The sequence below is a fragment of the Stenotrophomonas sp. SMYL11 genome (assembly GCF_036320005.1).
GTDB lineage: Bacteria > Pseudomonadota > Gammaproteobacteria > Xanthomonadales > Xanthomonadaceae > Stenotrophomonas > Stenotrophomonas maltophilia_A.
In genome coordinates this window covers 13,646-35,611 of record NZ_JAWIRS010000021.1, presented here as the reverse complement: position 1 = coordinate 35,611, position 21,966 = coordinate 13,646, and the positions used below count along the sequence as shown (strand labels likewise).

Genomic DNA, 21,966 nt, shown 5'->3' with positions numbered 1-21,966 from the left:
AAGCAGTCGAGCAAGCTCGACGCTACGGACTGGCGCTTACGCGAACTGTTTCAGGAACCGCACGTCGTTCTCGAAGAACGCGCGCAGGTCGTTGACGCCGTAACGCAGCATCGCAAAGCGCTCCACGCCCATACCGAAGGCGAAGCCGGTGTAGCGCTCCGGATCGATGCCGACGTTGCGCAGCACGTTCGGATGGACCATGCCGCAGCCGAGCACTTCCAGCCAGCGGGTGCTGCCATCGGGCTGCTGCCAGGCGATGTCCACTTCCGCACCCGGTTCAACGAACGGGAAGTAGCTGGGGCGGAAGCGCATCTCGAAGTCGCGCTCGAAGAACGCACGCACGAACTCGGCCAGCGTGCCCTTCAGGTCGGCGAAGGTCGAATGCTCGTCCACCAGCAGGCCTTCCACCTGGTGGAACATCGGCGAATGGGTCTGGTCGCTGTCGCTGCGGTACACCTTGCCGGCGGCGATCATGCGCAGCGGCGGCGCGTGGTCGCCCATGTAGCGCACCTGCACGCCCGAGGTGTGCGTGCGCAGCAGGCGGCCGTCGCCGAAGTAGAAGGTGTCGTGCATGGCGCGCGCCGGATGGTGCGGCGGGAAGTTCAGCGCTTCGAAATTGTGCCAGTCATCCTCGATCTCCGGCCCTTCCGACAGCTCGTAGCCCAGCCGGCCGAAGATGCCGGTGATGCGCTCCAGGGTGCGGGTGATCGGATGCAGGCCGGCGCGGTCGCCATTGCGGCCCGGCAGGGTGATGTCGATGGCTTCGGCGGCCAGGCGCGCATCCAGTGCCGCGTCTTCCAGCAGCGCCTTGCGCTCACCCAGCGCGCGGGTCAGCGCGTCGCGGGCCTGGTTGATCGCTTCACCGGCGGCCTTGCGCTCGTCGGCCGGCAGGGCGCCGAGCTGCTTGAGCTGCGAGGTGATGCTGCCACTCTTGCCAAGCAGGGCCACGCGCAGCTGTTCCAGCACGTCGGGGCTCTGTGCGGCGGCCACATCAGCCAGCGCCTGGGTGGTGAGGGATTGGATGTCGCTCATGGGGGGCTGGAACTCCAGTCGATCTGCCATCGCGATGCGCGAAGGGCCGACCCCTGTCGCCACCGCCGTCCCCGCGCTGCCACTGTGGCCTCGCCGGGACCCAAAAAAGAATGGGGAAGGACTTGCGCCCTTCCCCATGCATTGCCTTGACCTGACACCGTCCGAGTGAACGGTTACGGCATCGGGAAGGACTTATGCCGCCAGCGCGCCCTTGGCCTTTTCGGCCAGCGCGGTAAAGCCGGCTGCGTCGTGCACGGCGATGTCAGCCAGGACCTTGCGATCCAGGGTGATGCCGGCCTTCAGCAGACCGTTCATGAAGCGGCTGTAGCTCAGGCCGTTGATGCGGGCAGCCGCATTGATACGGGTGATCCACAGCGAACGGAAGTTGCGCTTCTTCTGCTTACGGCCGATGTAGGCATACTGCTGTGCCTTGATGACCGCCTGCTTGGCGACGCGGAAGACCTTGCGACGGGCGTTGTAATAGCCCTTGGCGAGATCCAGGATTTTCTTGTGGCGGCGACGCGCCTGTACGCCACGCTTAACTCGTGCCATTTTTCAGTTCCTCAGAGGTAAGGGAGCATGCGGTCCAGACGGCCTGCGTCTTCTGCACGGACATGGCCCGTCTGACGCAGATTACGCTTACGCTTGGTCGCTTTCTTCGTGAGGATGTGGCTACGGTTGGCGTGGCCGCACTTGTACTTGCCCGAGGCGGTCTTGCGGAAACGCTTGGCCGCTGCCCGGTTGGTCTTGATCTTGGGCATTGCAATGTCCTTGATGGGGGTGACCCTGGTTTCTGACTGATCTGGCGGCGGCCTGGGCCGCTCTTTCCGTCCTGCCATGATCGGCGTACGACCCGTCCTGGGTGGGTCGAGCCGGGCATGATACAGGCAAAACCGCCCTGCCACCAGCCCCTGCAACCCTTTCGCCGGTAATTCTCCGGCTTCCTGCAAAAGCAAAGGGACGCCCATGGCGTCCCTTTACCCTGAACCATTCAGCCAGGCGCCCCGGAAGGCGGCCCGTCAGGCCTCAGGTCTTCTTCTTCGGCGCGATCATCATGACCATCTGACGCCCTTCCAGGCGCGGACGGGATTCAATGACGATGTCCTCGCCCAGATCGGTCTCGATCCGGTTGGCCATTTCGCGGCCCAGTTCCTGGTGGCTCATTTCACGGCCACGGAAACGGATGTTGACCTTGATCTTGTCACCATCCTCGAGGAACCCGCGCATCTTGCGCAGCTTGATCTGGTAGTCGCCCTCGTCCGTGACCGGACGGAACTTCACTTCCTTGATCTCGACCTGCTTGGTCTTCTTCTTGGCCTCGCTGGCCTTCTTCTGCGCTTCGAACTTGAACTTGCCGAAGTCCATGATCTTGCAGACCGGCGGATCGGCCTGCGGCTGGATTTCGACCAGGTCCAGGCCTTCATCTTCGGCCATGGACAGCGCTTCGTCGCGCGACAACACGCCGATCATTTCTCCGTCACTGCCGATCACGCGGACGCGCGGCACACGGATTTCCTGATTCTTGCGGTTCTGTTTGTTGTCAGGGGTGCTGATATTACGTTCTCCCAAGGGTATCGAACCGGTCCGGGTGCCTGTGCCCCCGGACCGGACCTTTGCTTACGCGCCCTCGGCCTGGAGCCGCTCGATGAAGGCCTGCAGGCTCATGCTGCCCAGGTCTTCGCCAGAACGCGTACGCACCGCCACAGCCCCATTTTCCTTCTCGCGGTCACCAATGACCAGCAGGTAGGGCACGCGCTGCAACGTATGCTCGCGGATTTTATAGCCGATCTTCTCGTTACGCAAATCCGAGCTGACGCGGAAGCCTTGCTCCGCAAGGGTTTTGGTCACGCCCGCGACGTACTCGGCCTGGGCGTCGGTGATGTTGGCCACCACCACCTGGGTCGGTGCCAGCCAGGTCGGGAACTGGCCGGCATGGTGCTCGATCAGGATGCCCAGGAAGCGCTCCATCGAGCCCACGATGGCGCGATGCAGCATGACCGGGTGCTTCTTCTGGCTGTTCTCGTCCACGTACTCGGCGCCCAGACGGCCCGGCATCATGAAGTCGACCTGCATCGTGCCCAGCTGCCAGGTACGGCCGATCGCGTCCTTCAGGTGGTACTCGATCTTCGGGCCGTAGAAGGCGCCCTCGCCCGGCAGCTCCTGCCATTCCACGCCACAGCTGGACAGCGCCGAACGCAGTGCACCCTCGGCCTTGTCCCAGGTGGCGTCGTCGCCCAGGCGCGATTCCGGGCGCAGTGCGATCTTGATCTGGATCTCATCGAAACCGAAGTGCTGGTAGACCGCCAGCGCCTGCTGGTGGAATGCGGTCACTTCCGACTCGATCTGGCTCTCGGTGCAGAACACGTGGCCGTCGTCCTGGGTGAAACCACGCACGCGCAGGATGCCGTGCAGCGCGCCGGACGGCTCGTTGCGGTGGCAGGAACCGAACTCACCGTAGCGGATCGGCAGGTCGCGATAGCTGTGCAGGCCCTGGTTGAACACCTGCACATGGCCCGGGCAGTTCATCGGCTTGACCGCGTAGGTGCGCTTCTCCGACTCGGTGAAGAACATGTTGTCCTGGTAGTTGTCCCAGTGGCCGGACTTCTTCCACAGGCTCACGTCCAGGATCTGCGGGCATCGCACTTCGCCGTAGCCGCTGCTGCGGTACACCTTGCGCATGTACTGCTCCACCACCTGCCACAACGCCCAGCCCTTCGGGTGCCAGAACACCAGGCCCGGCGCTTCTTCCTGCAGGTGGAACAGGTCCTGCTGCTTGCCGATGCGACGGTGGTCGCGCATCTCGGCTTCTTCGATGCGCTTGATGTACGCCTCGAGCTGCTTCTTGTCGGCCCAGGCGGTGCCGTAGATGCGCTGCAGCTGCTCGTTCTGCGCATCACCACGCCAGTAGGCGCCGGAGATGCGGGTCAGCTTGAAGGCCTTCAGGAAGCGCGTGTTCGGCACGTGCGGGCCGCGGCACATGTCCACGTATTCCTGGTGGTAATACATGCCCATCTCCTGGATGTCGTCGGACATGTCCTCGATCAGGCGCAGCTTGTAGTCCTCGCCACGGGCCTTGAAGATCTCGATCACTTCGGCGCGCGGCGTCACCTTCTTGATGACGTCGTAGTCCAGGGCGATCAGTTCACCCATGCGCTTCTCGATCGCGGCCATGTCGTCCGGGGTGAACGGGCGCTCGGAGTAGATGTCGTAGTAGAAGCCCTCGGCGATGACCGGGCCGATCACCATCTTCACGTCCGGGTACAGCTGCTTGACGGCGTGGCCGACCAGGTGGGCGCAGGAGTGGCGGATGATCTCCACGCCCTCCTCGTCCTTGGCGGTGATGATGCGCAGGCTGGCATCGTGGTCGATGACGTCGCTGGCATCGACCAGCACGCCATCCACGGCACCGGCGATGGTGGCCTTGGCCAGGCCGGCGCCGATCGACTGGGCGACCTCCATGACGCTGACGGGGTTTTCGAATTCGCGGCGGCTGCCGTCGGGAAGGGTAATGTTGATCATCGCAGTGGCTTCGTGCGGGGCCCGCGGGGCGGGCTGGAAAGCGTTCCCGGGGCGGCGCCCGGGCAATAAAAAAGCGCCGCGAGGGCGCCTGCAACACAGGGCCTTCGGGGGCAGGTCAACAGTGGGCGGTGGTAGTGCTCATGTCGCACGCTCGGCCGGCGCTGGGCGCGGGCCACCTTGTTCCAGTCAGGGTTCTACGCTGATCTTAAACCAGCACAGGGGAAAGCCCAAGGCCTGCCGTACGGTCCGCTGAATGGGTCTCGCTGGCGGCGTGAAATTGCAATGATTACCATGTCGGCGCAGGCCCCCTGTGCCAGCCTGCCCGCTTTCCCCCAGGACCCCGTGATGCGCCACCCGCTCCGACCGGCTCCCGCCGGCCCCGCCCGTGCCCCGCGTTCGCCGGCCCGCTGCCACGCTGGCCGGCCGCGATGATCACCGTCGGCCTTTCCACGCTCGGCTTCTGCAGCCTGGGCATGCTGGCGGCGATGTTCTCGGCGCTGGCCTTCTATGCCGCCTCACCGCACTGCCGCTGGCCGCGCCTGCGCCGCGCCGGTCGCCTTGGCCGCCAGATCGGCTTGGTCGCTGCTGCCGCCGCGCTTTGGCTGTGGATGGCCGAGCTTGGTTTTGCCGCCGGCCTGGTGGCGATGCTGTGCACCTGGATGCTGGCCGCCATGCTGCTGCCGGCGCTGGCGGCCTGGCACCGCCCCGGTACGGAGTCGCCCTGATGTGGCCGCGTGCCCTTGCCGGCATCATCGCCGGCTTCCTCCTCGCCGCCGCCGTCACCGGCCTGCTGGCGTGGCTGCCGCCCGGCCCGTGGCAACGGGCGCTGGTGCCGACCCTCATCGCCTTCATCCCGCTGTGGATGCTGGCCGCCCTGTGGGCGTTCAGTTTCCGCAGCGCGCTGCGCGCTTGGCTGGTGCTGGCCGGCAGCGCCGCCGCCGGCTTTGCCGTGCTCGGGCTGCTGCGCCTGACCGGCGCGGTGCAATGAGACCTCTCCCATGAAGTTCAGTTCGCAGACGCTGCGCACGTTCACCACCCTGCACACCTGGGTCGGCCTGGTTGCCGGCTTCGGCCTGTTCGTGGCCTTCTACGCGGGTGCGCTGACCCTGTTCCATCACGACCTGCCGCTGTGGCAGACGCCAGGCGCAGCTACCGCACTGCCAGCCGGGCTGGACGATGCGCAGTACCTGCTGGAGGACGTGCTGGCCACGCATCCGGAAGCACGTCGCCACGTCGGCATGACCTTCCCTGGCGCCGACCACCCGCAGCCTCTGGCGTACTGGCAGGCCGATGACGGCAGCTGGCGCTACGCCTGGCCGGGACAGATCGCCGGCAGCACCACGCCGCCACAGACCGGGCTGGCCGAACTGGTCAACGAACTGCATTACAGCCTCGGACTGCCGGTGGCCGGCATCTACGTGATGGGCATCGTCAGCCTGCTGTATGGCATGGCCCTGCTCAGCGGCCTGGTGATCCACCTGCCGAAGCTGTTCGGCGATCTGTTCGCGCTGCGTCCGGGCCGCAACCTGAAGCAGCTGTGGCAGGACGCGCACAACGTGATCGGCGTGCTCAGCCTGCCCTTCCATCTGATGTTCGCGGTGACCGGCGCCCTGCTCTGCCTGGTGTTCGTGCAGATGGCCCTGCTCAACCCGTTGATCTACGACGGCAAGGTCCTGCAGGCGGTGCCGACGGCGATGGACACCGCGCCGGTGCGCGACGCCAGTGGCATTCCGGCGCCGCCGGGCAGCCTGCTCGTGCTGCATGCACGCGCGCTTGAAGTCGCCCGTGCACAAGGCGTGGCCAACTTCGAGCCGGCCTACCTGAAGCTGGCCAACGCCGGCGATGCCAACGCCACCATCGAGATCACCGGCGAATCCACCGGCACGCTCGGCCCACTTGGCGCGGTGGCGCTGGACGTGACCACCGGCAACGTTCTGGCCTCGCAGCTGCCGGGCCAGCGCGACGCCAACCACGCCACGCTCAGCGCCGCCTACGCGCTGCACTTCGGCGAATTCGGCAACGGCGTGGTGGTCTGGCTGTACTTCCTGCTCGGCCTCGGCGGTGCCTTCCTGTTCTACTCCGGCAACCTGTTGTGGATCGAATCGCGACGCAAGCGTCGCCAGCCGCAGCAGCCGCGTGCCGGCGTGAACATGGCGCGGGCCACGGTCGGCGTCTGCATCGGCCTGTGCGTGGCGATCTCGGTCGCCTTCGTCACCGCCCTGGTGCTGGAGCGGCTGGCACCGTCGGCAGTCGACCACGGCATCCGCTGGGCCTGCTTCGGCAGCTGGGCGGCCTGTGCGCTGTGGGCCGCGCTGCGACGCCCGGCGCAGGCGGCACGCGAACTGCTGTGGGCGGCGGCGATCAGTACCGCGCTGGTGCCGATCCTGCACGGTGCACTCAGTGGCGACTGGCTGTGGCGTGCGGCCGCGCATGGGCACTGGCCACTGTTCTGGGTCGATGCCATCGCGCTGGCCATGGCCTTCGGCTTCGCCCGCCTGGCTGTGGCCAGCCAACGCCGCGCCCGCAACGGCGATCCCAACAGCGTCTGGGCCAACTGAGCCTTCGCCGGGCATGGCCCGGCGCTACCTACCGTTGCGCGCAACACCCCCTGTAGCGTCGAGCTTGCTCGACTGGCGTTGATTTCGCGCCAAGCACCGTCGAGCAAGCTCGACGCTACACAAGCAGGATCATGCCTCGCCGGGGTAACGACTCACTTCGATCAGGTTGCCATCCGGGTCGCGGAAGTACACCGATTCGATCGGCCCCAGCGCGCCAGTACGTGCGACCGGCCCCTCCTCCACTGCAACGGACTGCGCCTGCAGGTGGGCCAGCACATCGGTCGTCGCCGTGCGCGTGACCAGGCACAGATCGGCGCTGCCCGGCATGGGCCGCAGCGCATGCGGTTGCAGCGGGGCGCTGGCCGGATGCAGGTTGATCTTCTGCTGGCCGAACTGCAGTGCGGTACGGCCGGCGCCGAAGTGCACGACCTGCATACCGAGCACGCGCTGGTAGAAATCACGGCTGCGGTCGATGTCGGCGACGGTGAGGACCAGATGGTCCAGGCGTTCGAGATGGATCATGCCCGCAGCGTAACGTTGCGGGCATGGACATGCTGTGCGGGGTCGGGCCGATGGCGTTGCGGCGTTGCGCCGGACATCGCCTGATGCAGCTCAATCGCCGATGCGCGCCTTCTGCCAGGGGCCCAGCATGGCGTTGAGCAGGCTGGCCTGTTCGTCGTCGCCAGTCAGCTCCCACATGAAGACGCCGGCCAGGCCCTGCTCGCGGGCGAACTGCGCACGCAGGCCGATCGAGCGCGGGTCTTCATAGCTGATGAAGATCTTCTGCCCGGCGTTGTACAGCCACGGGCTCTGCGCTTGCGGCTGCCAGTGCTTCGTCCAGCCCGGCTGGTCGAGATAGCGCGATTTGATCACGCGCCAGTCTCCGGCATCGGCCGGCGCACTGTAGGACTGGTACAGCCCATCCGGCGCATCGCCGGTGACCTTGAAGCCGCGCCCGTAGAACGGCACACCCAGCACCAGCTTGTGAGCTGGCACCCCGTGCTCGCGGTAGTACTGCACCGCGCCGGCGACGTTGTTCCAGCGCCGCAGTTCCGGCGCCAGCGGATCAGCCGGCACTTCATGCAGGGGCGCATTGAACGTCGACACCGCCGAGAAGCCGGTGCCCATGTCGTAGCTCATCAGGTTGATGAAATCGAACACTTTGGCCAGCGCCGGCAGGTCATAGCTTGCGGCCGGATCGTAGGGGCCATCGGTCTGCAGACGACCGGCGGCCAACGCGGCGGTCAACAGCATCGGCTGCCCCGCCTTGCGGCCATGCGCATCAAGGGCCACGCGGAACGCCTGCGCGAGCTTGGTCAGGTTGGCGCGATCCTGCGGGCGGTGTGCCAGCTCCTTCGGCCCGCCACTGACCGGGAACTCCCAGTCGATGTCCACGCCATCGAAACTGCCAGCATGACGATCGAAAAACAGCGCCATGCATGAGTCGACCAGGCGCTTGCGGCTGGCCTCGGTCAATGCCGCATCGGAGAACCCGCCTGCCCCCCAGCCACCGATCGAGATCAGCGTGCGCAGATGCGGGTGCGCCTTCTTCAGCTCGGCCAGCGCCGCGAAATTCTTCGGCGCTTCCGCGCCGATCGTGCAGCGCCCGTCCTCGATGGTGGAGAACGCGTAGAACAGGTGGGTGAGGCGCTCGGCCGGAATGCTCGACACCGGGTAGCGCTCGGCCGAACCACCGGGGTAGTAGGCACCGAAGATCGGCGGCTGCGCGGGCGCGGCATGCGCGGCAATGGGCAAGGCACCGGCAATCAGCACGGCAAGAACGGCCACGGTCTGGCGGAACATGGGAACTCCCGGTTCGAAGGCGCCGCCACGTTAGCAAACGGATGGGGCTGTGGGACGGATGTCGCGGCATGTCGTCCAGTGGACAGGCGCGATCCGCGCAACCGTGACAGAAGGATGGCCATGTGGCGGCGCTCACGCACTGCAGCAGGACATGCAGCGACCCGGATGAGCGGCTCTTCATGACATCGAGGCAAAGAAAAAGCGGGCCGAAGCCCGCTTTTTCATTTCAGCGATTCCAGAAGCGTGTCAACCAAGGTTGACACCTACCGTAATCGACCAGAGGTCGATTATTCGGCGCTGACGGCGTCGCCTTCTTCCACGGCCTTCATCGACAGGCGGATACGGCCCTGCTTGTCGACTTCCAGCACCTTGACCTTGACCACATCGCCTTCCTTCAGCACGTCGCCGACCTTCTCGACACGATCGCTGGAGATCTGCGACACGTGGACCAGACCGTCCTTGCCCGGCAGGATCGTGACGAACGCACCGAAGTCCATGATCTTGGCGACCTTGCCTTCGTAGATGCGGCCCGGCTCGACGTCCGAGGTGATCTGCTCGATGCGGGCCTTGGCGGCCTGGGCAGCGATGGCGTTGACCGAAGCGATGACGATGGTGCCGTCATCCTGGATGTCGATCTGGGTGCCGGTTTCCTTGGTGATGGCCTGGATGGTCGAACCACCCTTGCCGATCACTTCGCGGATCTTGTCCGGGTGGATCTTGATGGTCAGCAGGCGCGGCGCGTAGTCCGACAGCTCTTCGCGCGGCGCGGTCAGGCCGTGGGCCATTTCGCCCAGGATGTGCAGACGGCCAGCCTTGGCCTGCTGCAGAGCCTGCTTCATGATCTCTTCGGTGATGCCTTCGATCTTGATGTCCATCTGCAGGGCGGAGATGCCCTCAGCGGTACCGGCCACCTTGAAGTCCATGTCGCCCAGGTGATCTTCGTCACCCAGGATGTCGGACAGGACGACGAAGCGATCGCCTTCCTTGACCAGACCCATGGCGATACCGGCCACCGGGGCCTTCACCGGCACGCCGGCGTCCATCAGGGCCAGCGACGAGCCGCAGACCGAGGCCATCGACGAGGAGCCGTTCGACTCGGTGATTTCCGAGACGACGCGGATGGTGTACGGGAAGGCTTCCAGCGACGGCATGACAGCCAGCACGCCGCGCTTGGCCAGGCGACCGTGGCCGATTTCGCGGCGCTTCGGGCCCATCATGCGGCCGCACTCACCCACCGAGAACGGAGGGAAGTTGTAGTGGAACAGGAAGTTTTCCTTGTACTCACCGGCGACGGCGTCGATGACCTGGCCGTCACGGGCGGTGCCCAGGGTGATGGTCACGATGGCCTGGGTTTCGCCCCGGGTGAACAGCGAGGAACCGTGGGTACGCGGCAGCACGCCGGTCTTCACGGCGATCGGGCGGACGGTGTCCAGCGCACGGCCGTCGATACGGACCTTGGTGTCCAGCACCGAGTCACGCATGGTGCGGTATTCCAGCTCGCCGAATTCCTTCGACAGCTCGGCCGGGTTCCAGCCTTCGGCGGCCACGCGGCCAGCCAGGGTTTCGACCACGTCCTTCTTGATCGCCGAGATGGCGTCGCGGCGCTGCAGCTTGTCACGCACCTGGAAGGCTTCGCCCAGGCGCGGGCCGATGGCTTCCTTCAGGGCGGAGATCAGCGCATCGTTCTTGGCCGGGGCTTCCCAGGTCGACGGCTTGGTGCCGGCTTCGACGGTCAGCTCGTTGATCGCGTTGATGACCTTCTGCATTTCGCGGTGACCGAAGGTCACGGCGCCCAGCATCACTTCTTCGGACAGCAGCGCGGCTTCGGATTCGACCATCAGCACGGCGTTGGAGGTGCCGGCGACAACGAGTTCCAGCTGCGAGTCAGCCAGTTCGCTGACGGTCGGGTTCAGGATGTACTCGCCGTTCTTGTAACCGACCTTGGCAGCACCGATCGGACCCATGAACGGGGTGCCGGCCAGGGCCAGGGCAGCCGAGGCGCCGATCAGGGCCGGGATGTCACCGTCCACGTCCGGGTTCAGCGACATGACCGTGGCGATGATCTGCACTTCGTTCTTGTAGTCTTCCGGGAACAGCGGACGGATCGGACGGTCGATCAGACGCGAGATCAGGGTTTCCTTCTCGGTCGCACGGCCTTCACGCTTGAAGAAACCACCCGGGATACGGCCGCCGGCGTAGAACTTTTCCTGATAATCGACGGTCAGCGGGAAGAAGTCCTGGCCTTCGCGCGCGCTCTTGGCGGCGACGGCGGTGACCAGCAGTACGGTGTCGTCCATCTTGACGATGACGGCACCGCTGGCCTGACGGGCGACTTCGCCGGTCTCGAGCGTGACGGTGTGCTTGCCGTACTGGAAGGTTTTGGTGATTTTTGCCACGGAGGGTGTCCTTGGGGATGCTGTCTGCGAATTTGGACCGTCGGCGACCCTTGCCGCCAGCGGGTGGCCGGATCGTTCCGGCCTGAATCGGGGATTGCGGTGCTACAAAACAAAACCGCGGCGCATCGCTGCGCCGCGGGGGATTCGTTGCTTAGCGACGCAGGCCAAGCTTCTCGATCAGGGCCTTGTAACGCTCGACGTCCTTCTTCTTCAGGTAGTCGAGCAGGCTGCGACGGCGGTTGACCATCTGCAGCAGGCCGCGGCGGCTGTGGTGGTCCTTCTTGTGGGTCTTGAAGTGGCCGGTCAGCAGTTCGATGCGGGCGGTCAGCAGTGCAACCTGGACTTCCGGGGAGCCGGTGTCAGCCGAGCTGCGCTTGTTGTCTTCAATGACCTTCTGGGTGTCGATCGACATTTCTTTTTTCTCTGTGATGCGTGGCCGGCAGGAACGCGCTTCGCGCACCGCCAGGCTCGCCGTGGACTACGAGGATGAAACCTGCGCGAGGCAGGCTGCCGGAAAACGGCCGCGAAATTGTAACGGTCGGGGGCTTCCGGGACAAGGACCGGGGCTGAACCGCTCGGGCCCGGTCAGAGGTTGAAACGACGCTGCGGCGCCAGCAGGCCACTGTCATCGACCTGGCCCAACCCCTGGGCAGCATCGTCCGGACCGAACACGGCCACCAGGCCACGGGGCCAGGACAGATCGCGCTGGCGCTGGCCGACGCAGAAGCGGTGGGTCTGGTCGGCATCGAGGTCGACCCGCGGGTATTCAGCCAGGCCGACCGCCAGTGGCAGCAGCAGCGCGTCCATGCCCGCCTCGTCACCCGCCTCGACCATTGCCCGCAGCTGGTCCAGGGTGACCATCGCCGGTTCACGGAACGGCTCGACCCAGAGCCGGCGCAACGCAGTGATGTGGGCGCCGCAGCCCAACGCCTCGCCCAGGTCGCGGGCCAGGCTGCGGATGTAGGTACCCGAGCCGCAGGTCACGCGCAGCCGCAACCGCTCGGGCTGCTGCTCCAGCACCTCGATGGCGTGTACCTGCACCTCGCGCTCCGGCGCCTCGATGACGTCACCGCGGCGGGCCTTCACATACAGCGGCTCCCCACCCTGCTTCAGCGCCGAATAGATCGGAGCACGCTGGAGGATGCTGCCGGTCAGCGGTGCCAGCGCCGCCTGCAGGGCCTCGGCACTGATCGAAGGCACGGGGCGCTGCAGCAGCACCTGGCCTTCGGAATCGTCGGTGTCAGTGGTCTGGCCCAGCATGATCTCGGCGTCGTAGGCCTTGGCCGAGCCGAGCAGTAGTCCGGCAATCTTGGTCGCCTCGCCGAAGCACAGCGGCAGCAAGCCGGTGGCCAGCGGATCGAGGCTGCCGGTATGGCCGCCCTTTTCGGCACGGAACAGGCGACGGGCCACCTGCAGGGCGGCGTTGGAGCTCATGCCAGTCGACTTGTCGAGCAGCAGGATGCCATCCAGGCGGCGGAACTGAATTCGGGTCATGACAGGATTTTGTAGAGTCGAACCATGCTCGACTGCTGCAGCGCGGTCTGCATCAGACATCGCGCAGCCGGAATGCAACAACGCCGGGCATGCCCGGCGTCGCGCGGTTATTCTTCGTCGCTCTCGCGACGCTTCTCCGCGGCCAGCGTATCAGGCAGGTCGCGCAGGATGTTGTCGATGTGCTCACCACGGTCGACCGAGTCGTCGTAGTGGAAATGCAGCTCCGGCACGTGGCGCAGCTTCATCGCACGGGCCAGGTCCATGCGCAGGCGATAGCCCAGCTCCTTCAGGCCGGCCACGGCTTCAGCCGAACGTTCCGGCATCAGCGCAGTGACGAATACCTTGGCATGGGCCATGTCGCGGGTGATTTCCACGTCGGACACGCTCACCGAGGGCAACCCGTGCTCGCGCACAGCGTTGTGCACCAGGGTGCCGAGTTCACGGCGCAGCTGGGCGGAGACACGGTCGGTTCGATGGAAAGTCTTGGGCACGCGATCGGGCTCTCGATTCAAATGTGACCCGACCAAGGTCGGGTCCTACCAAGGGGCGGACCGATCCGTGAGGGCCGGTCCCGTACAGCATTACAGGGTGCGCGGCACTTCGATACGCTCGAAGCACTCGATCTGGTCACCCGGCTTGACGTCGTTGTAGGCCTTCACCGCGATACCGCATTCGGTACCGTTGCGCACTTCCTCGACGTTCTCCTTGAAGCGACGCAGCGATTCCAGTTCGCCTTCGAAGATCACCACGCTGTCGCGCAGGACGCGGATCGGCTTGTTGCGCTTGACCACACCCTCGATGACCATCGAGCCGGCCACGGCGCCCAGCTTGGAGCTGCGGAAGACGTCGCGGACCTCGGCGATACCGATGATCTCTTCGCGGATCTCCACGCCCAGCAGACCGGAAGCCACCTGCTTCACCTGATCGATCACGTCATAGATGATCGAGAAGTAACGCAGGTCCACGCCGTTGGATTCAATGATGCGACGGGCCGAAGCATCCGCACGCACGTTGAAGCCGATGACGGTGGCCTTGGAAGCGGCCGCCGAGTTGGCGTCCGATTCGGTGATGCCGCCCACGCCGGAGTGGATCACGTTGATGCGGATGTCGTCGTTGGACAGCGCGACCAGTGCCTGGCTCAGCGCCTGCACCGAACCCTGCACGTCGGCCTTGATGACCAGGTTGAGGACCTGCTGGCCCTCGCCCTTGCCCAGGGTCGCCATGATGTCTTCCATGCGGCTGCCGGCGGTGGCGACCAGGCGCGATTCACGGCGCTTGGTCTCGCGCTGCTGGGCAACGTCCTTGGCCAGGCGCTCGTCCTCGACGACCACGAAGTCGTCACCGGCTTCCGGCACGCCGGACAGGCCCAGGACCTGCACCGGGATGGACGGGCCGGCGAATTCCGGCTGCTTGCCGGTTTCGTCGAACAGCGCACGCACGCGGCCGTACTGGATGCCGCACACCAGGTAGTCGCCCTTCTTCAGGCGGCCCTGCTGCACCAGCACGGTGGCGACCGGGCCACGGCCCTTGTCCAGCGACGATTCGATCACCACGCCCGAGGCGCGGCCTTCGTCGACGGCCTTCAGTTCCAGCAGTTCGGCCTGGATCGAGATGGCATCCAGCAGGTCGTCGACGCCCAGGCCGGTCTTGGCCGAGATCTCCACCATCTGGGTGTCACCACCGAAGTCTTCGGCCACGACCTGCTCGGACAGCAGTTCGTTCTTGACCCGCATCGGGTCGGCATCGGACTTGTCGATCTTGTTGATCGCCACGATCAGCGGCACACCCGCCGAACGCGCGTGCTGGATCGCTTCCTTGGTCTGCGGCATGACGCCGTCATCGGCGGCCACGACCAGCACCACGATATCGGTCAGCTTGGCGCCGCGCGCACGCATCGAGGTGAATGCCGCGTGGCCCGGGGTATCCAGGAAGCTGATCACGCCCTTCGGCGTATCCACGTGGTAGGCACCGATGTGCTGGGTGATGCCGCCGGCTTCACCGGTGGCGACCTTGGTGCGGCGGATGTAATCCAGCAGCGAGGTCTTGCCGTGGTCGACGTGGCCCATGATGGTGACCACCGGCGGACGCTGGGTGGCTTCGCCCTGGTTTTCACCGGTCGAGGCCAGCAGTGCATCTTCGGCGTCGTTGTCGTTGGCACGGATCGCCTTGTGGCCGAGTTCCTCGGTCACCAGCGCGGCAGTGTCATGGTCGATGGACTGGGTGATGGTGGCCATCACGCCCATCTTGAACAGCGCCTTGACCACCTCGCCGCCCTTCAGCGCGAGCTTCTGCGCCAGGTCGGCCACGGTGATCGTGTCGCCGATCGCCACTTCACGCACCACCGGCGCGGTCGGACGCTCGAAGGCGTGCGGACCTGCATTGTTGCCACCACGCGACATGTCGCGACGGCCACCGGCCTGGTTGCGCCCGCCCGGACGACCACGGGTGTTGCTGTTGTTGCTGTTGCCACGACGCGCGCGGTCGGCAGCCGACAGGTGCATCTGGCCGGCGAAACGGTCGCCCGGGCCACGCTCGCTGCGCGGTGCGCTGCGGTTGTTGCGGTCGTCGTTGCGCGGCGGCGGCGGAGCGCTGCGCGGCGCAGCCGGAGCGGCGGCCGGAGCACGCGGCGGGCGCGGCGCGGTTTCATCGATCGGAGCGCGCTTGGGCTTGCTGGCAGCCAGCGCCTCGGCAGCCTTGGCGGCGGCCGCAGCTTCCTCGGCGGCCTTCTTCTCGGCCTCTGCGCGTTCCTTGGCGGCGACCTCTTCCTCACGGGCGCGGACGATGGCTTCGTCGCGCAGACGATCCTTCTCGGCCAGCGCCTGCTGTTCGGCAAGGTTGCGCGCGCGCGACTCTTCCAGCTTGCGCAGGATGTCGGCGCGCTCTTCGTCCGGCGTCATGGCGCGAGCACCATCCTTGACGTAGGTACGCTTCTGGCGCACCTCGACATTCACGGTCGTCTTGCTGCGACCGGAACTGACCGTCACTTCCTGCTGTTTCCGGCGGTTGAGCGTGATCTTCTTTGCAGACTGATCAGCTTCTTCCGGGGCCTGCTCGGGCTTGCCGTGCGAACGACGAAGGAAGCCCAGGAGCTTCACCTTCTCGGTGCTGGTCACGACCTGGTCGGGACCGCTGAACTTCATGCCGGCACCGGCCAGCTGTTCCAGCAGTTTTTCGACCGGCGTGTTGACCAGTTCGGCAAGCTTGCGGATGGTGGTTTGCTGCGACATTCGGATCCTATGATCTTGTGGGCGCCCCCCCGCATCTGGAGGTGGCGCGGATTCTACGCCCTGAGCGGCTCAGGGCCCTGTTCATTGCCGGCTCATTCGCCGCGTTCCAGTCGGGCGATCTCCTCGGCACGTGCGGCCAGGATCAGCGCAGCGGCGCGCGCCTGATCCAGCCCTTCGATGCCGAAGTCCATGACCTCGTCGGCGGCCAGGTCGGACAGATCCTCACTGGTACGCACGCCGTGGCCGGCCAGCGCATACGCGGTGGCTTCGTCCATGCCCTTCAGGGACAGCAGGTCCTGCGCCGGCTGGCCGTCTTCAAGGCCTTCCTCGACTGCCAGGGCCTCATTGAGCAGCGCATCGCGGGCACGAGCGCGCAGCTCTTCGACGATGTCTTCGTCGAAACCTTCCACGGCCAGCAGTTCGCCGACCGGGACATATGCGATTTCCTCGACGGTGCCGAAGCCTTCGCTCACCAGGATGCCGGCGATTTCTTCGTCCACTTCCAGCTTGTCCATGAACAGCTGGCGGGCCGAAGCCTGCTCGGCCTCCGACTTGGCGGTGACCTGGTCCTGGGTCATCACGTTGAGCTGCCAGCCGGTCAGGCGGCTGGCCAGGCGCACGTTCTGGCCGCCCTTGCCGATCGCCTGGGCCAGGCGGTCTTCGGCAACGGCCAGGTCCATCGAATGCTTGTCTTCATCGACGATGATCGACTGCACTTCGGCCGGCGCCATCGCGTTGATGACGAAGTTGGCCGGGTTATCGTTCCACAGCACGATGTCCACGCGCTCGCCATTGAGCTCGTTGGACACGGCCTGCACACGCGAACCGCGCATGCCGATGCAGGCACCGATCGGATCGGTGCGCTGGTCGTGGGCGAGCACGGCGATCTTGGCGCGGTCGCCCGGATCGCGGGCGCAGGCCTTGATTTCCACCAGGCCCTGGCCGACTTCCGGCACTTCCAGCTTGAACAGCTCGATCATGAATTCCGGGGCGGCGCGGCTGATGAACAGCTGCGGGCCACGCGGTTCCGAACGGACTTCGGCCAGGTAGCCGCGCACGCGGTCACCGGCGCGCAGCACGTCACGCGGAATGCCCTTGTCCTTCGGGATGAAGCCTTCGGCGTTGCCACCGAGGTCGACATAGATGTTGCCGCGCTCGGCGCGCTTGACCACACCGGTGATCAGCTCACCCACGCGATCCTTCCACGCATCCACGACCTGCTGGCGCTCGGCTTCGCGCACGCGCTGGACGATGACCTGCTTGGCGGCCTGGGCAGCAATGCGGCCGAAGTCCGGGTTTTCGATCTGCTCTTCGATGTAGTCGCCGACGTCCACGCCCTCGGCTTCATCGACGGCATCCATCAGGCGGATCTGGCGGTCCGGCGATTCCATGACCACGTCATCGGCCACCACTTCCCAGCGACGGAAGGTTTCGTAGCTGCCATCCTTGTGGTCGATGACCACGCGGGTCAGCACTTCCTCGTCGGGATAGCGCTTCTTCGCTGCCGAGGCCAGGGCGGCCTCGATGGCATCGAAGATCACTTCACGCGGCACGCCCTTCTCGTTGGCGACTGCGTCGACTACCAGCAACAGTTCCTTGCTCATTGGCTCACTCCGCGCGCGGCTTCTTTGCCGCCGGCTCGTTGGAAGAAGAATTCGTGTTCGGCTTCGGACGCTTCGGTGCCGGACCGGTCGGCTTGCTCGGGGCCAGCCCCAGCGCCACCCAGTCGGGCATGATCCGTGCCTTGTCGATGTTGTCGGCCGAGACCACCACTTCGGCCTTGTCGACGATGAAGGTGATGGCACCTGCGGTCTCGTCGATGGCTTCGATGCGGCCCTGCAGGCGGCGACGGTTGTCCTGCGGCAGCTTCAGCGTGACCTTGGCCATTTCGCCGAGGTGACGGCCGAACTGCTCCAGGTTGAACAGCGGACGATCGACGCCCGGCGAAGACACTTCCAGCGTGTAGTTGCCGCTGATCGGGTCTTCGACGTCCATCTGTGCCGACACTTCGCGGCTGACCCGCTCGCAGTCGTCGACATTGATGATGCGCTCGGGCTGTTCAGCCAGCGGCACGTCGATGTAAAGGCGCAGGGTCGCACCGCCGGGGGCCGGCAGATACTCAACGCCCAGCAGCTCCAGGCCCAGCGACACAACGGTCGGGGCGAGCAGATTCGCGATGTCGGTTGCCTTGTCGCTCACAGCCTGCCTTGATCTCTTGGTTGGGTGCCGGCCTTGGCCGGCATGGAAACATGACGCCCCGGAAACGACAAAGGGCCCGCTGGGCCCCTTTTCCGGAAAGACTCCGGTGACTGGATTCCGGTTGCAACCTGCAGTGCCTGCCGGTTGCGGCCCTCCTTCCGGGTCCGGACTCCCGCTGGGAGGCCGCCTTCAGGGGTATTGCTAGGCCGCTGATGATAGCGACTGCACCGCGCTGGTGCAAGGTGCGGGGCCAGGGTCAGATCCCTTTTCCCCGGGGAAAAGGGATCTGACCCCGATCACGCAGAAACGACGCAGACCCCAAAGAAAAACGCCCTCGAAGCAGGACTTCGAAGGCGATCTCTTTACTTGGTAGCGGGGGCAGGATTTGAACCTGCGACCTTCGGGTTATGAGCCCGACGAGCTGCCAGACTGCTCCACCCCGCATCAGAAGCGGAATTATGAGGCATAACTTCAAAACCTGCAAGCTTTTCCTCATTCATCGAACTGGTTGGCGCCGATTCGATGTGTTGGTAGCGGGGGCAGGATTTGAACCTGCGACCTTCGGGTTATGAGCCCGACGAGCTGCCAGACTGCTCCACCCCGCACCGGAAGTGTTTGAACTGCTGCCCTGCTCTCTCGAGGAGGGCTACCGCAACGATGTTCTGGCTGAACCGCTGCAGTGACAACTCAGGCTGCGCATATTACACGAATCGCGCAGCTTTGTGTCAACTTTTATGCAAGATGCGCAAATGCCTGCTGGCACCAGACCATGATCGGGTTCCAGGCCAGGCCCAGCGCCAGCAGTGCCAGCGCGTTCACGCCCAGCACCAGGCCCAGCACGCGGTCGTTGCTGCGCGGCATGGCCTCGCCCACCGGCTCATCGAAGTACATGACCTTGATGACGCGCAGGTAGTAGAAGCAGCCGACCACGGCACACAGAACGCCGAGGATGGCCAGCCACAGCAGGCCACCGTTGACGGCCGCACCCAGCACCGCCAGCTTGGTCCAGAAGCCCAGGAACGGCGGGATGCCGGCCAGCGACGCCATGATGCACAGCACCAGGCCGGCCATCCACGGGTTGCGGGCATTGAGGCCCTTGAAGTCTTCGATGTTCTCGGCTTCGAAACCGGCACGCGACAGCGCGATGATCGCGCCGAAGGCGGCGGTGGACATGATGGCGTAGGCCAGTGCGTAGAACAGCGCGGCGGCATAGCCCTGCGAACCGCCACCGGCAATGCCCATCAGCAGGAAGCCGATGTGCGAGACGGTGGAGAACGCCAGCATGCGCTTGAGGTTGCTCTGCGCGATGGCCATCAGGTTGCCGATGACCAGCGAGACCGCGGCCAGGCCGGCAATCAGCAGCTGCAGTTCAGTCGACAGCGGGCCCACGCCCATTTCCAGCAGGCGGTAGGCCATGCCGAAGGCGGCCAGCTTCGGCGCCGAGCTGATGAACAGCGCGATCGGCGCCGGGGCACCCTGGTACACGTCCGGCAGCCACATGTGGAACGGCGCGGCACCCAGCTTGAAGGCGACGCCGGCGATCATGAACACCGCACCGGTGATCAGCAGCACGCGCTCTTCCGAGTGCGGGATGGCCTCGCGGATGACGTCAAGGTGGAGGCTGCCGGTAGCGCCGTAGATCAGCGACATGCCGTACAGCAGCAGGCCCGAGGCCAGCGAACCCAGCACGATGTACTTCATCGCCGCTTCGGAGGCCAGGCCGTTCTCACGGTTGCTGGCAACCAGCGCGTAGGAGCACAGCGCCAGCAGTTCCAGGCCCAGGTAGACCATCAGCAGGCTGCCGGCCGAGACCAGGATCATCATGCCGGCGGTGCCGAACAGGATCAGCACCGGGATCTCGCCCTGGAACAGGTTGCGGTCGCGCAGGTAGCGCCAGCCGTAGACCAGGGTCAGGCCGCTGAGCAGCACGATCCCGGTCTTCATCACGTCCGCGGCGGTGTCGCGCACGAACATGCCATGGAAGACCTCCCCCTGCCCGCCCACGCCGGTGGCCAGCATGAACAGCACCACGGCCAGCGCAGCGAGCGAGAACAGGTGGGTGACGATCTTGTTCCGGTTGCTGACGAACAGGTCGAGGATCATCAGGGCGAAAGCGCTGCCGATCAGCACCAGCTCGGGAGCGAGCGGTGGCAGGTCAGCGGCGGTCAATGGCAGCAGCGGCGAGGTGGTCATCATCAAATCCTGGAATTACAGCAGCTTGCTGGATGCGATCTGCATCGCCAGCTTCGCGATCGAGGGCTCCATCAGGTCGGTCAGCGGCTTGGGGTAGATGCCCAGGGCCAGCACGCCGATGGCGAACACGCCCAGCACCAGCCATTCGCGACCGTTGATGTCCTTCAGTTCGGCAACGTGGCTGTTGGCCACTTCACCGAAGAAGATGCGCTTGTACAGCCACAGGGTGTAGGCGGCGCCAATGATCAGGGTGGTGGCCGCGCCCAGCGCGATCCACGGATTGCGCTGGAAGGCCGCGAGGATGACCATGAACTCGCCGACGAAACCGCTGGTGCCCGGCAGGCCTGCATTGGCCATGAAGAACAGCATGGCGAAGGTCGCAAACCAGGGCATCACGTTGACCACGCCGCCGTAATCGGCGATGCGGCGGCTGTGCATGCGGTCGTACAGCACGCCCACGCTGGAGAACATCGCACCGGACACGAAGCCGTGCGAGATCATCTGCACCATGGCGCCCTGCAGGCCCAGGCGGGCGGCATCGGCGTTGCCGGCTTCACGCACCAGCCACAGCGCGATGAAGGTGCCCAGGGTGACGAAGCCCATGTGCGCGATCGACGAATAGGCGATCAGCTTCTTCATGTCGTCCTGCACCAGGGCGACCAGGCCGACGTAGATCACCGCGATCAGCGACAGCGCGATCACCAGCCACGCCCATTCCTGCGACGCGTCCGGCACGATCGGCAGGTTGAAGCGCAGGAAGCCGTAGCCACCGATCTTCAGGGCGATGGCGGCCAGGATCACCGAACCGGCGGTCGGCGCTTCCACGTGGGCATCCGGCAGCCAGGTATGCACCGGGAACATCGGCACCTTGACCGCGAAGGCGATCAGGAACGCGAAGAAGATCCAGGTCTGTTCCTTGGCCGACAGCGGCAGCGCGTACAGGTCGGCCAGCTGGAAGCTGCCGCCCTTCATGTACAGGTAGATCAGTGCCACCAGCATCAGCACCGAGCCGAGGAAGGTGTACAGGAAGAACTTCAGCGCGGCGTAGATGCGGCGCGGGCCACCCCAGACACCGATGATCAGGAACATCGGGATCAGCATCGCCTCGAAGAACACGTAGAACAGCATCGCGTCCGTCGCGGCGAAGATGCCGACGGTGACGCCTTCCAGGATCAGGAAGGCGGCCACGTACTGGTTCACGCGCTTGTCGATGGCGCTCCAGGCGCCGATCAGGGCAAGCACGCTGACCAGGGTGGTCAGCAGGATCAGCGCCACGGCGATGCCGTCCACGCCCAGGTTGTAGCCGATCTTGTACGCCGGGATCCAGGCATGGGTCTCGACGAACTGCAGACCGTCGATGCCCGCGTTGTAGCCGCTCAGCAGCGAGAGGCTCGCCACGAAAGTCAGCACCGCTACGCCCAGCGACGCCCAGCGGGCGGTCTGCGCATCACGGATCGCAAGGATCAGGGCACCACCGATGATCGGCAGCCAGATGAGGACACTGAGTAGAGGCCAGTTCGACACGTCTTCTTATTCCGTACAGGT

Annotated in this window: 19 protein-coding genes and 2 tRNA genes; 3 read left to right on the top strand and 18 right to left on the bottom strand. The window is 65.4% G+C overall.

What is annotated here, in order from left to right:
- Nucleotides 1–36: 36 nt before the first annotated feature.
- The 5 genes from V3B46_RS20255 to thrS all read right to left on the bottom strand — a co-directional run bounded on the left by V3B46_RS20255 (nucleotide 37) and on the right by thrS (nucleotide 4,551).
- Nucleotides 37–1,032 carry a phenylalanine--tRNA ligase subunit alpha gene (locus V3B46_RS20255; RefSeq protein ID WP_005417865.1) on the bottom strand — a complete coding sequence of 332 codons (996 nt, stop codon included), beginning with the start codon at nucleotides 1,030–1,032 and terminating at the stop codon, nucleotides 37–39.
- A gap of 192 nt (nucleotides 1,033–1,224) precedes the next feature.
- On the bottom strand, nucleotides 1,225–1,584 hold the full coding sequence (gene rplT, locus V3B46_RS20250; RefSeq protein WP_006380762.1) for a 50S ribosomal protein L20: 360 nt from the start codon (nucleotides 1,582–1,584) through the stop codon (nucleotides 1,225–1,227).
- A gap of 11 nt (nucleotides 1,585–1,595) precedes the next feature.
- A complete protein-coding gene (gene rpmI / locus V3B46_RS20245; protein WP_005410436.1) occupies nucleotides 1,596–1,793 on the bottom strand; it encodes a 50S ribosomal protein L35 in 198 nt (65 codons plus the stop codon).
- Between the two features lie 265 nt (nucleotides 1,794–2,058).
- Nucleotides 2,059–2,601 carry a translation initiation factor IF-3 gene (gene infC, locus V3B46_RS20240; protein ID WP_005410437.1) on the bottom strand — a complete coding sequence of 181 codons (543 nt, stop codon included), beginning with the start codon at nucleotides 2,599–2,601 and terminating at the stop codon, nucleotides 2,059–2,061.
- A gap of 48 nt (nucleotides 2,602–2,649) precedes the next feature.
- Complete coding sequence (gene thrS / locus V3B46_RS20235; protein WP_329892736.1) at nucleotides 2,650–4,551, bottom strand: threonine--tRNA ligase; 1,902 nt, start codon at nucleotides 4,549–4,551, stop codon at nucleotides 2,650–2,652.
- Nucleotides 4,552–4,979: 428 nt separating this feature from the next.
- Here thrS and V3B46_RS20230 point away from each other — a divergent pair, with 428 nt between their 5' ends.
- Genes V3B46_RS20230 through V3B46_RS20220 form a run of 3 tightly spaced genes read left to right on the top strand, consistent with a single transcriptional unit; the run spans nucleotide 4,980 to nucleotide 7,109 of the window.
- On the top strand, nucleotides 4,980–5,276 hold the full coding sequence (locus V3B46_RS20230) for a hypothetical protein (protein ID WP_005410439.1): 297 nt from the start codon (nucleotides 4,980–4,982) through the stop codon (nucleotides 5,274–5,276).
- Nucleotides 5,276–5,539 (top strand): membrane protein, encoded by a 264-nt coding sequence (locus tag V3B46_RS20225; protein ID WP_032128657.1) that lies wholly within the window; start codon nucleotides 5,276–5,278, stop codon nucleotides 5,537–5,539. Before V3B46_RS20230 ends, V3B46_RS20225 begins: the two co-directional genes overlap by 1 nt.
- A gap of 10 nt (nucleotides 5,540–5,549) precedes the next feature.
- Nucleotides 5,550–7,109 (top strand): PepSY-associated TM helix domain-containing protein, encoded by a 1,560-nt coding sequence (locus tag V3B46_RS20220; RefSeq protein WP_329892735.1) that lies wholly within the window; start codon nucleotides 5,550–5,552, stop codon nucleotides 7,107–7,109.
- A gap of 129 nt (nucleotides 7,110–7,238) precedes the next feature.
- Here the strand turns inward: V3B46_RS20220 and V3B46_RS20215 are convergent, their stop codons facing one another.
- The 13 genes from V3B46_RS20215 to V3B46_RS20155 form a co-directional block, all read right to left on the bottom strand.
- Nucleotides 7,239–7,631, bottom strand: a complete 393-nt coding sequence (locus tag V3B46_RS20215; RefSeq protein WP_329892734.1) for a VOC family protein — start codon at nucleotides 7,629–7,631, stop codon at nucleotides 7,239–7,241.
- Nucleotides 7,632–7,721: 90 nt separating this feature from the next.
- Nucleotides 7,722–8,912 carry a glycoside hydrolase family 18 protein gene (locus tag V3B46_RS20210; protein ID WP_329892733.1) on the bottom strand — a complete coding sequence of 397 codons (1,191 nt, stop codon included), beginning with the start codon at nucleotides 8,910–8,912 and terminating at the stop codon, nucleotides 7,722–7,724.
- Nucleotides 8,913–9,199: 287 nt separating this feature from the next.
- The gene (gene pnp, locus V3B46_RS20205; RefSeq protein WP_154353046.1) at nucleotides 9,200–11,308 is read right to left on the bottom strand and encodes a polyribonucleotide nucleotidyltransferase; all 2,109 of its coding nucleotides are present in this window, start codon (nucleotides 11,306–11,308) and stop codon (nucleotides 9,200–9,202) included.
- A 151-nt stretch (nucleotides 11,309–11,459) separates the two neighbouring features.
- The gene (rpsO, locus tag V3B46_RS20200) at nucleotides 11,460–11,720 is read right to left on the bottom strand and encodes a 30S ribosomal protein S15 (RefSeq protein ID WP_005410445.1); all 261 of its coding nucleotides are present in this window, start codon (nucleotides 11,718–11,720) and stop codon (nucleotides 11,460–11,462) included.
- A 173-nt stretch (nucleotides 11,721–11,893) separates the two neighbouring features.
- The gene (gene truB, locus V3B46_RS20195; protein WP_164171626.1) at nucleotides 11,894–12,802 is read right to left on the bottom strand and encodes a tRNA pseudouridine(55) synthase TruB; all 909 of its coding nucleotides are present in this window, start codon (nucleotides 12,800–12,802) and stop codon (nucleotides 11,894–11,896) included.
- A gap of 107 nt (nucleotides 12,803–12,909) precedes the next feature.
- Nucleotides 12,910–13,293, bottom strand: coding sequence for a 30S ribosome-binding factor RbfA (gene rbfA, locus V3B46_RS20190; RefSeq protein ID WP_005410447.1), 384 nt, complete (start codon nucleotides 13,291–13,293; stop codon nucleotides 12,910–12,912).
- A gap of 90 nt (nucleotides 13,294–13,383) precedes the next feature.
- Entirely contained in the window at nucleotides 13,384–16,029 is a 2,646-nt protein-coding gene (gene infB / locus V3B46_RS20185) for a translation initiation factor IF-2 (protein WP_329892732.1), read from the bottom strand.
- 92 nt (nucleotides 16,030–16,121) lie between these two features.
- A complete protein-coding gene (nusA, locus tag V3B46_RS20180) occupies nucleotides 16,122–17,633 on the bottom strand; it encodes a transcription termination factor NusA (RefSeq protein ID WP_005410449.1) in 1,512 nt (503 codons plus the stop codon).
- 4 nt (nucleotides 17,634–17,637) lie between these two features.
- A complete protein-coding gene (gene rimP / locus V3B46_RS20175) occupies nucleotides 17,638–18,228 on the bottom strand; it encodes a ribosome maturation factor RimP (RefSeq protein ID WP_032128649.1) in 591 nt (196 codons plus the stop codon).
- Between the two features lie 367 nt (nucleotides 18,229–18,595).
- A tRNA-Met gene (locus V3B46_RS20170) sits at nucleotides 18,596–18,672 on the bottom strand.
- An 84-nt stretch (nucleotides 18,673–18,756) separates the two neighbouring features.
- Nucleotides 18,757–18,833: transfer RNA gene (locus tag V3B46_RS20165), tRNA-Met, on the bottom strand.
- Between the two features lie 127 nt (nucleotides 18,834–18,960).
- The gene (nuoN, locus tag V3B46_RS20160) at nucleotides 18,961–20,421 is read right to left on the bottom strand and encodes an NADH-quinone oxidoreductase subunit NuoN (RefSeq protein WP_032128648.1); all 1,461 of its coding nucleotides are present in this window, start codon (nucleotides 20,419–20,421) and stop codon (nucleotides 18,961–18,963) included.
- A gap of 15 nt (nucleotides 20,422–20,436) precedes the next feature.
- Nucleotides 20,437–21,945 (bottom strand): NADH-quinone oxidoreductase subunit M, encoded by a 1,509-nt coding sequence (locus tag V3B46_RS20155; protein WP_024958700.1) that lies wholly within the window; start codon nucleotides 21,943–21,945, stop codon nucleotides 20,437–20,439.
- Between the last annotated feature and the right edge of the window lie 21 nt (nucleotides 21,946–21,966).

Bases quoted from the DNA above. Each gene is read 5' to 3' on its own strand.
- V3B46_RS20255 (WP_005417865.1), bottom strand. From the start codon at position 1,032: ATGAGCGACATCCAATCCCTCACCACCCAGGCGCTGGCTGATGTGGCC.
- rplT (WP_006380762.1), bottom strand. From the start codon at position 1,584: ATGGCACGAGTTAAGCGTGGCGTACAGGCGCGTCGCCGCCACAAGAAA.
- rpmI (WP_005410436.1), bottom strand. From the start codon at position 1,793: ATGCCCAAGATCAAGACCAACCGGGCAGCGGCCAAGCGTTTCCGCAAG.
- thrS (WP_329892736.1), bottom strand. From the start codon at position 4,551: ATGATCAACATTACCCTTCCCGACGGCAGCCGCCGCGAATTCGAAAAC.
- V3B46_RS20230 (WP_005410439.1), top strand. From the start codon at position 4,980: ATGATCACCGTCGGCCTTTCCACGCTCGGCTTCTGCAGCCTGGGCATG.
- V3B46_RS20225 (WP_032128657.1), top strand. From the start codon at position 5,276: ATGTGGCCGCGTGCCCTTGCCGGCATCATCGCCGGCTTCCTCCTCGCC.
- V3B46_RS20220 (WP_329892735.1), top strand. From the start codon at position 5,550: ATGAAGTTCAGTTCGCAGACGCTGCGCACGTTCACCACCCTGCACACC.
- V3B46_RS20215 (WP_329892734.1), bottom strand. From the start codon at position 7,631: ATGATCCATCTCGAACGCCTGGACCATCTGGTCCTCACCGTCGCCGAC.
- V3B46_RS20210 (WP_329892733.1), bottom strand. From the start codon at position 8,912: ATGTTCCGCCAGACCGTGGCCGTTCTTGCCGTGCTGATTGCCGGTGCC.
- rpsO (WP_005410445.1), bottom strand. From the start codon at position 11,720: ATGTCGATCGACACCCAGAAGGTCATTGAAGACAACAAGCGCAGCTCG.
- truB (WP_164171626.1), bottom strand. From the start codon at position 12,802: ATGACCCGAATTCAGTTCCGCCGCCTGGATGGCATCCTGCTGCTCGAC.
- infB (WP_329892732.1), bottom strand. From the start codon at position 16,029: ATGTCGCAGCAAACCACCATCCGCAAGCTTGCCGAACTGGTCAACACG.
- nusA (WP_005410449.1), bottom strand. From the start codon at position 17,633: ATGAGCAAGGAACTGTTGCTGGTAGTCGACGCAGTCGCCAACGAGAAG.
- nuoN (WP_032128648.1), bottom strand. From the start codon at position 20,421: ATGACCACCTCGCCGCTGCTGCCATTGACCGCCGCTGACCTGCCACCG.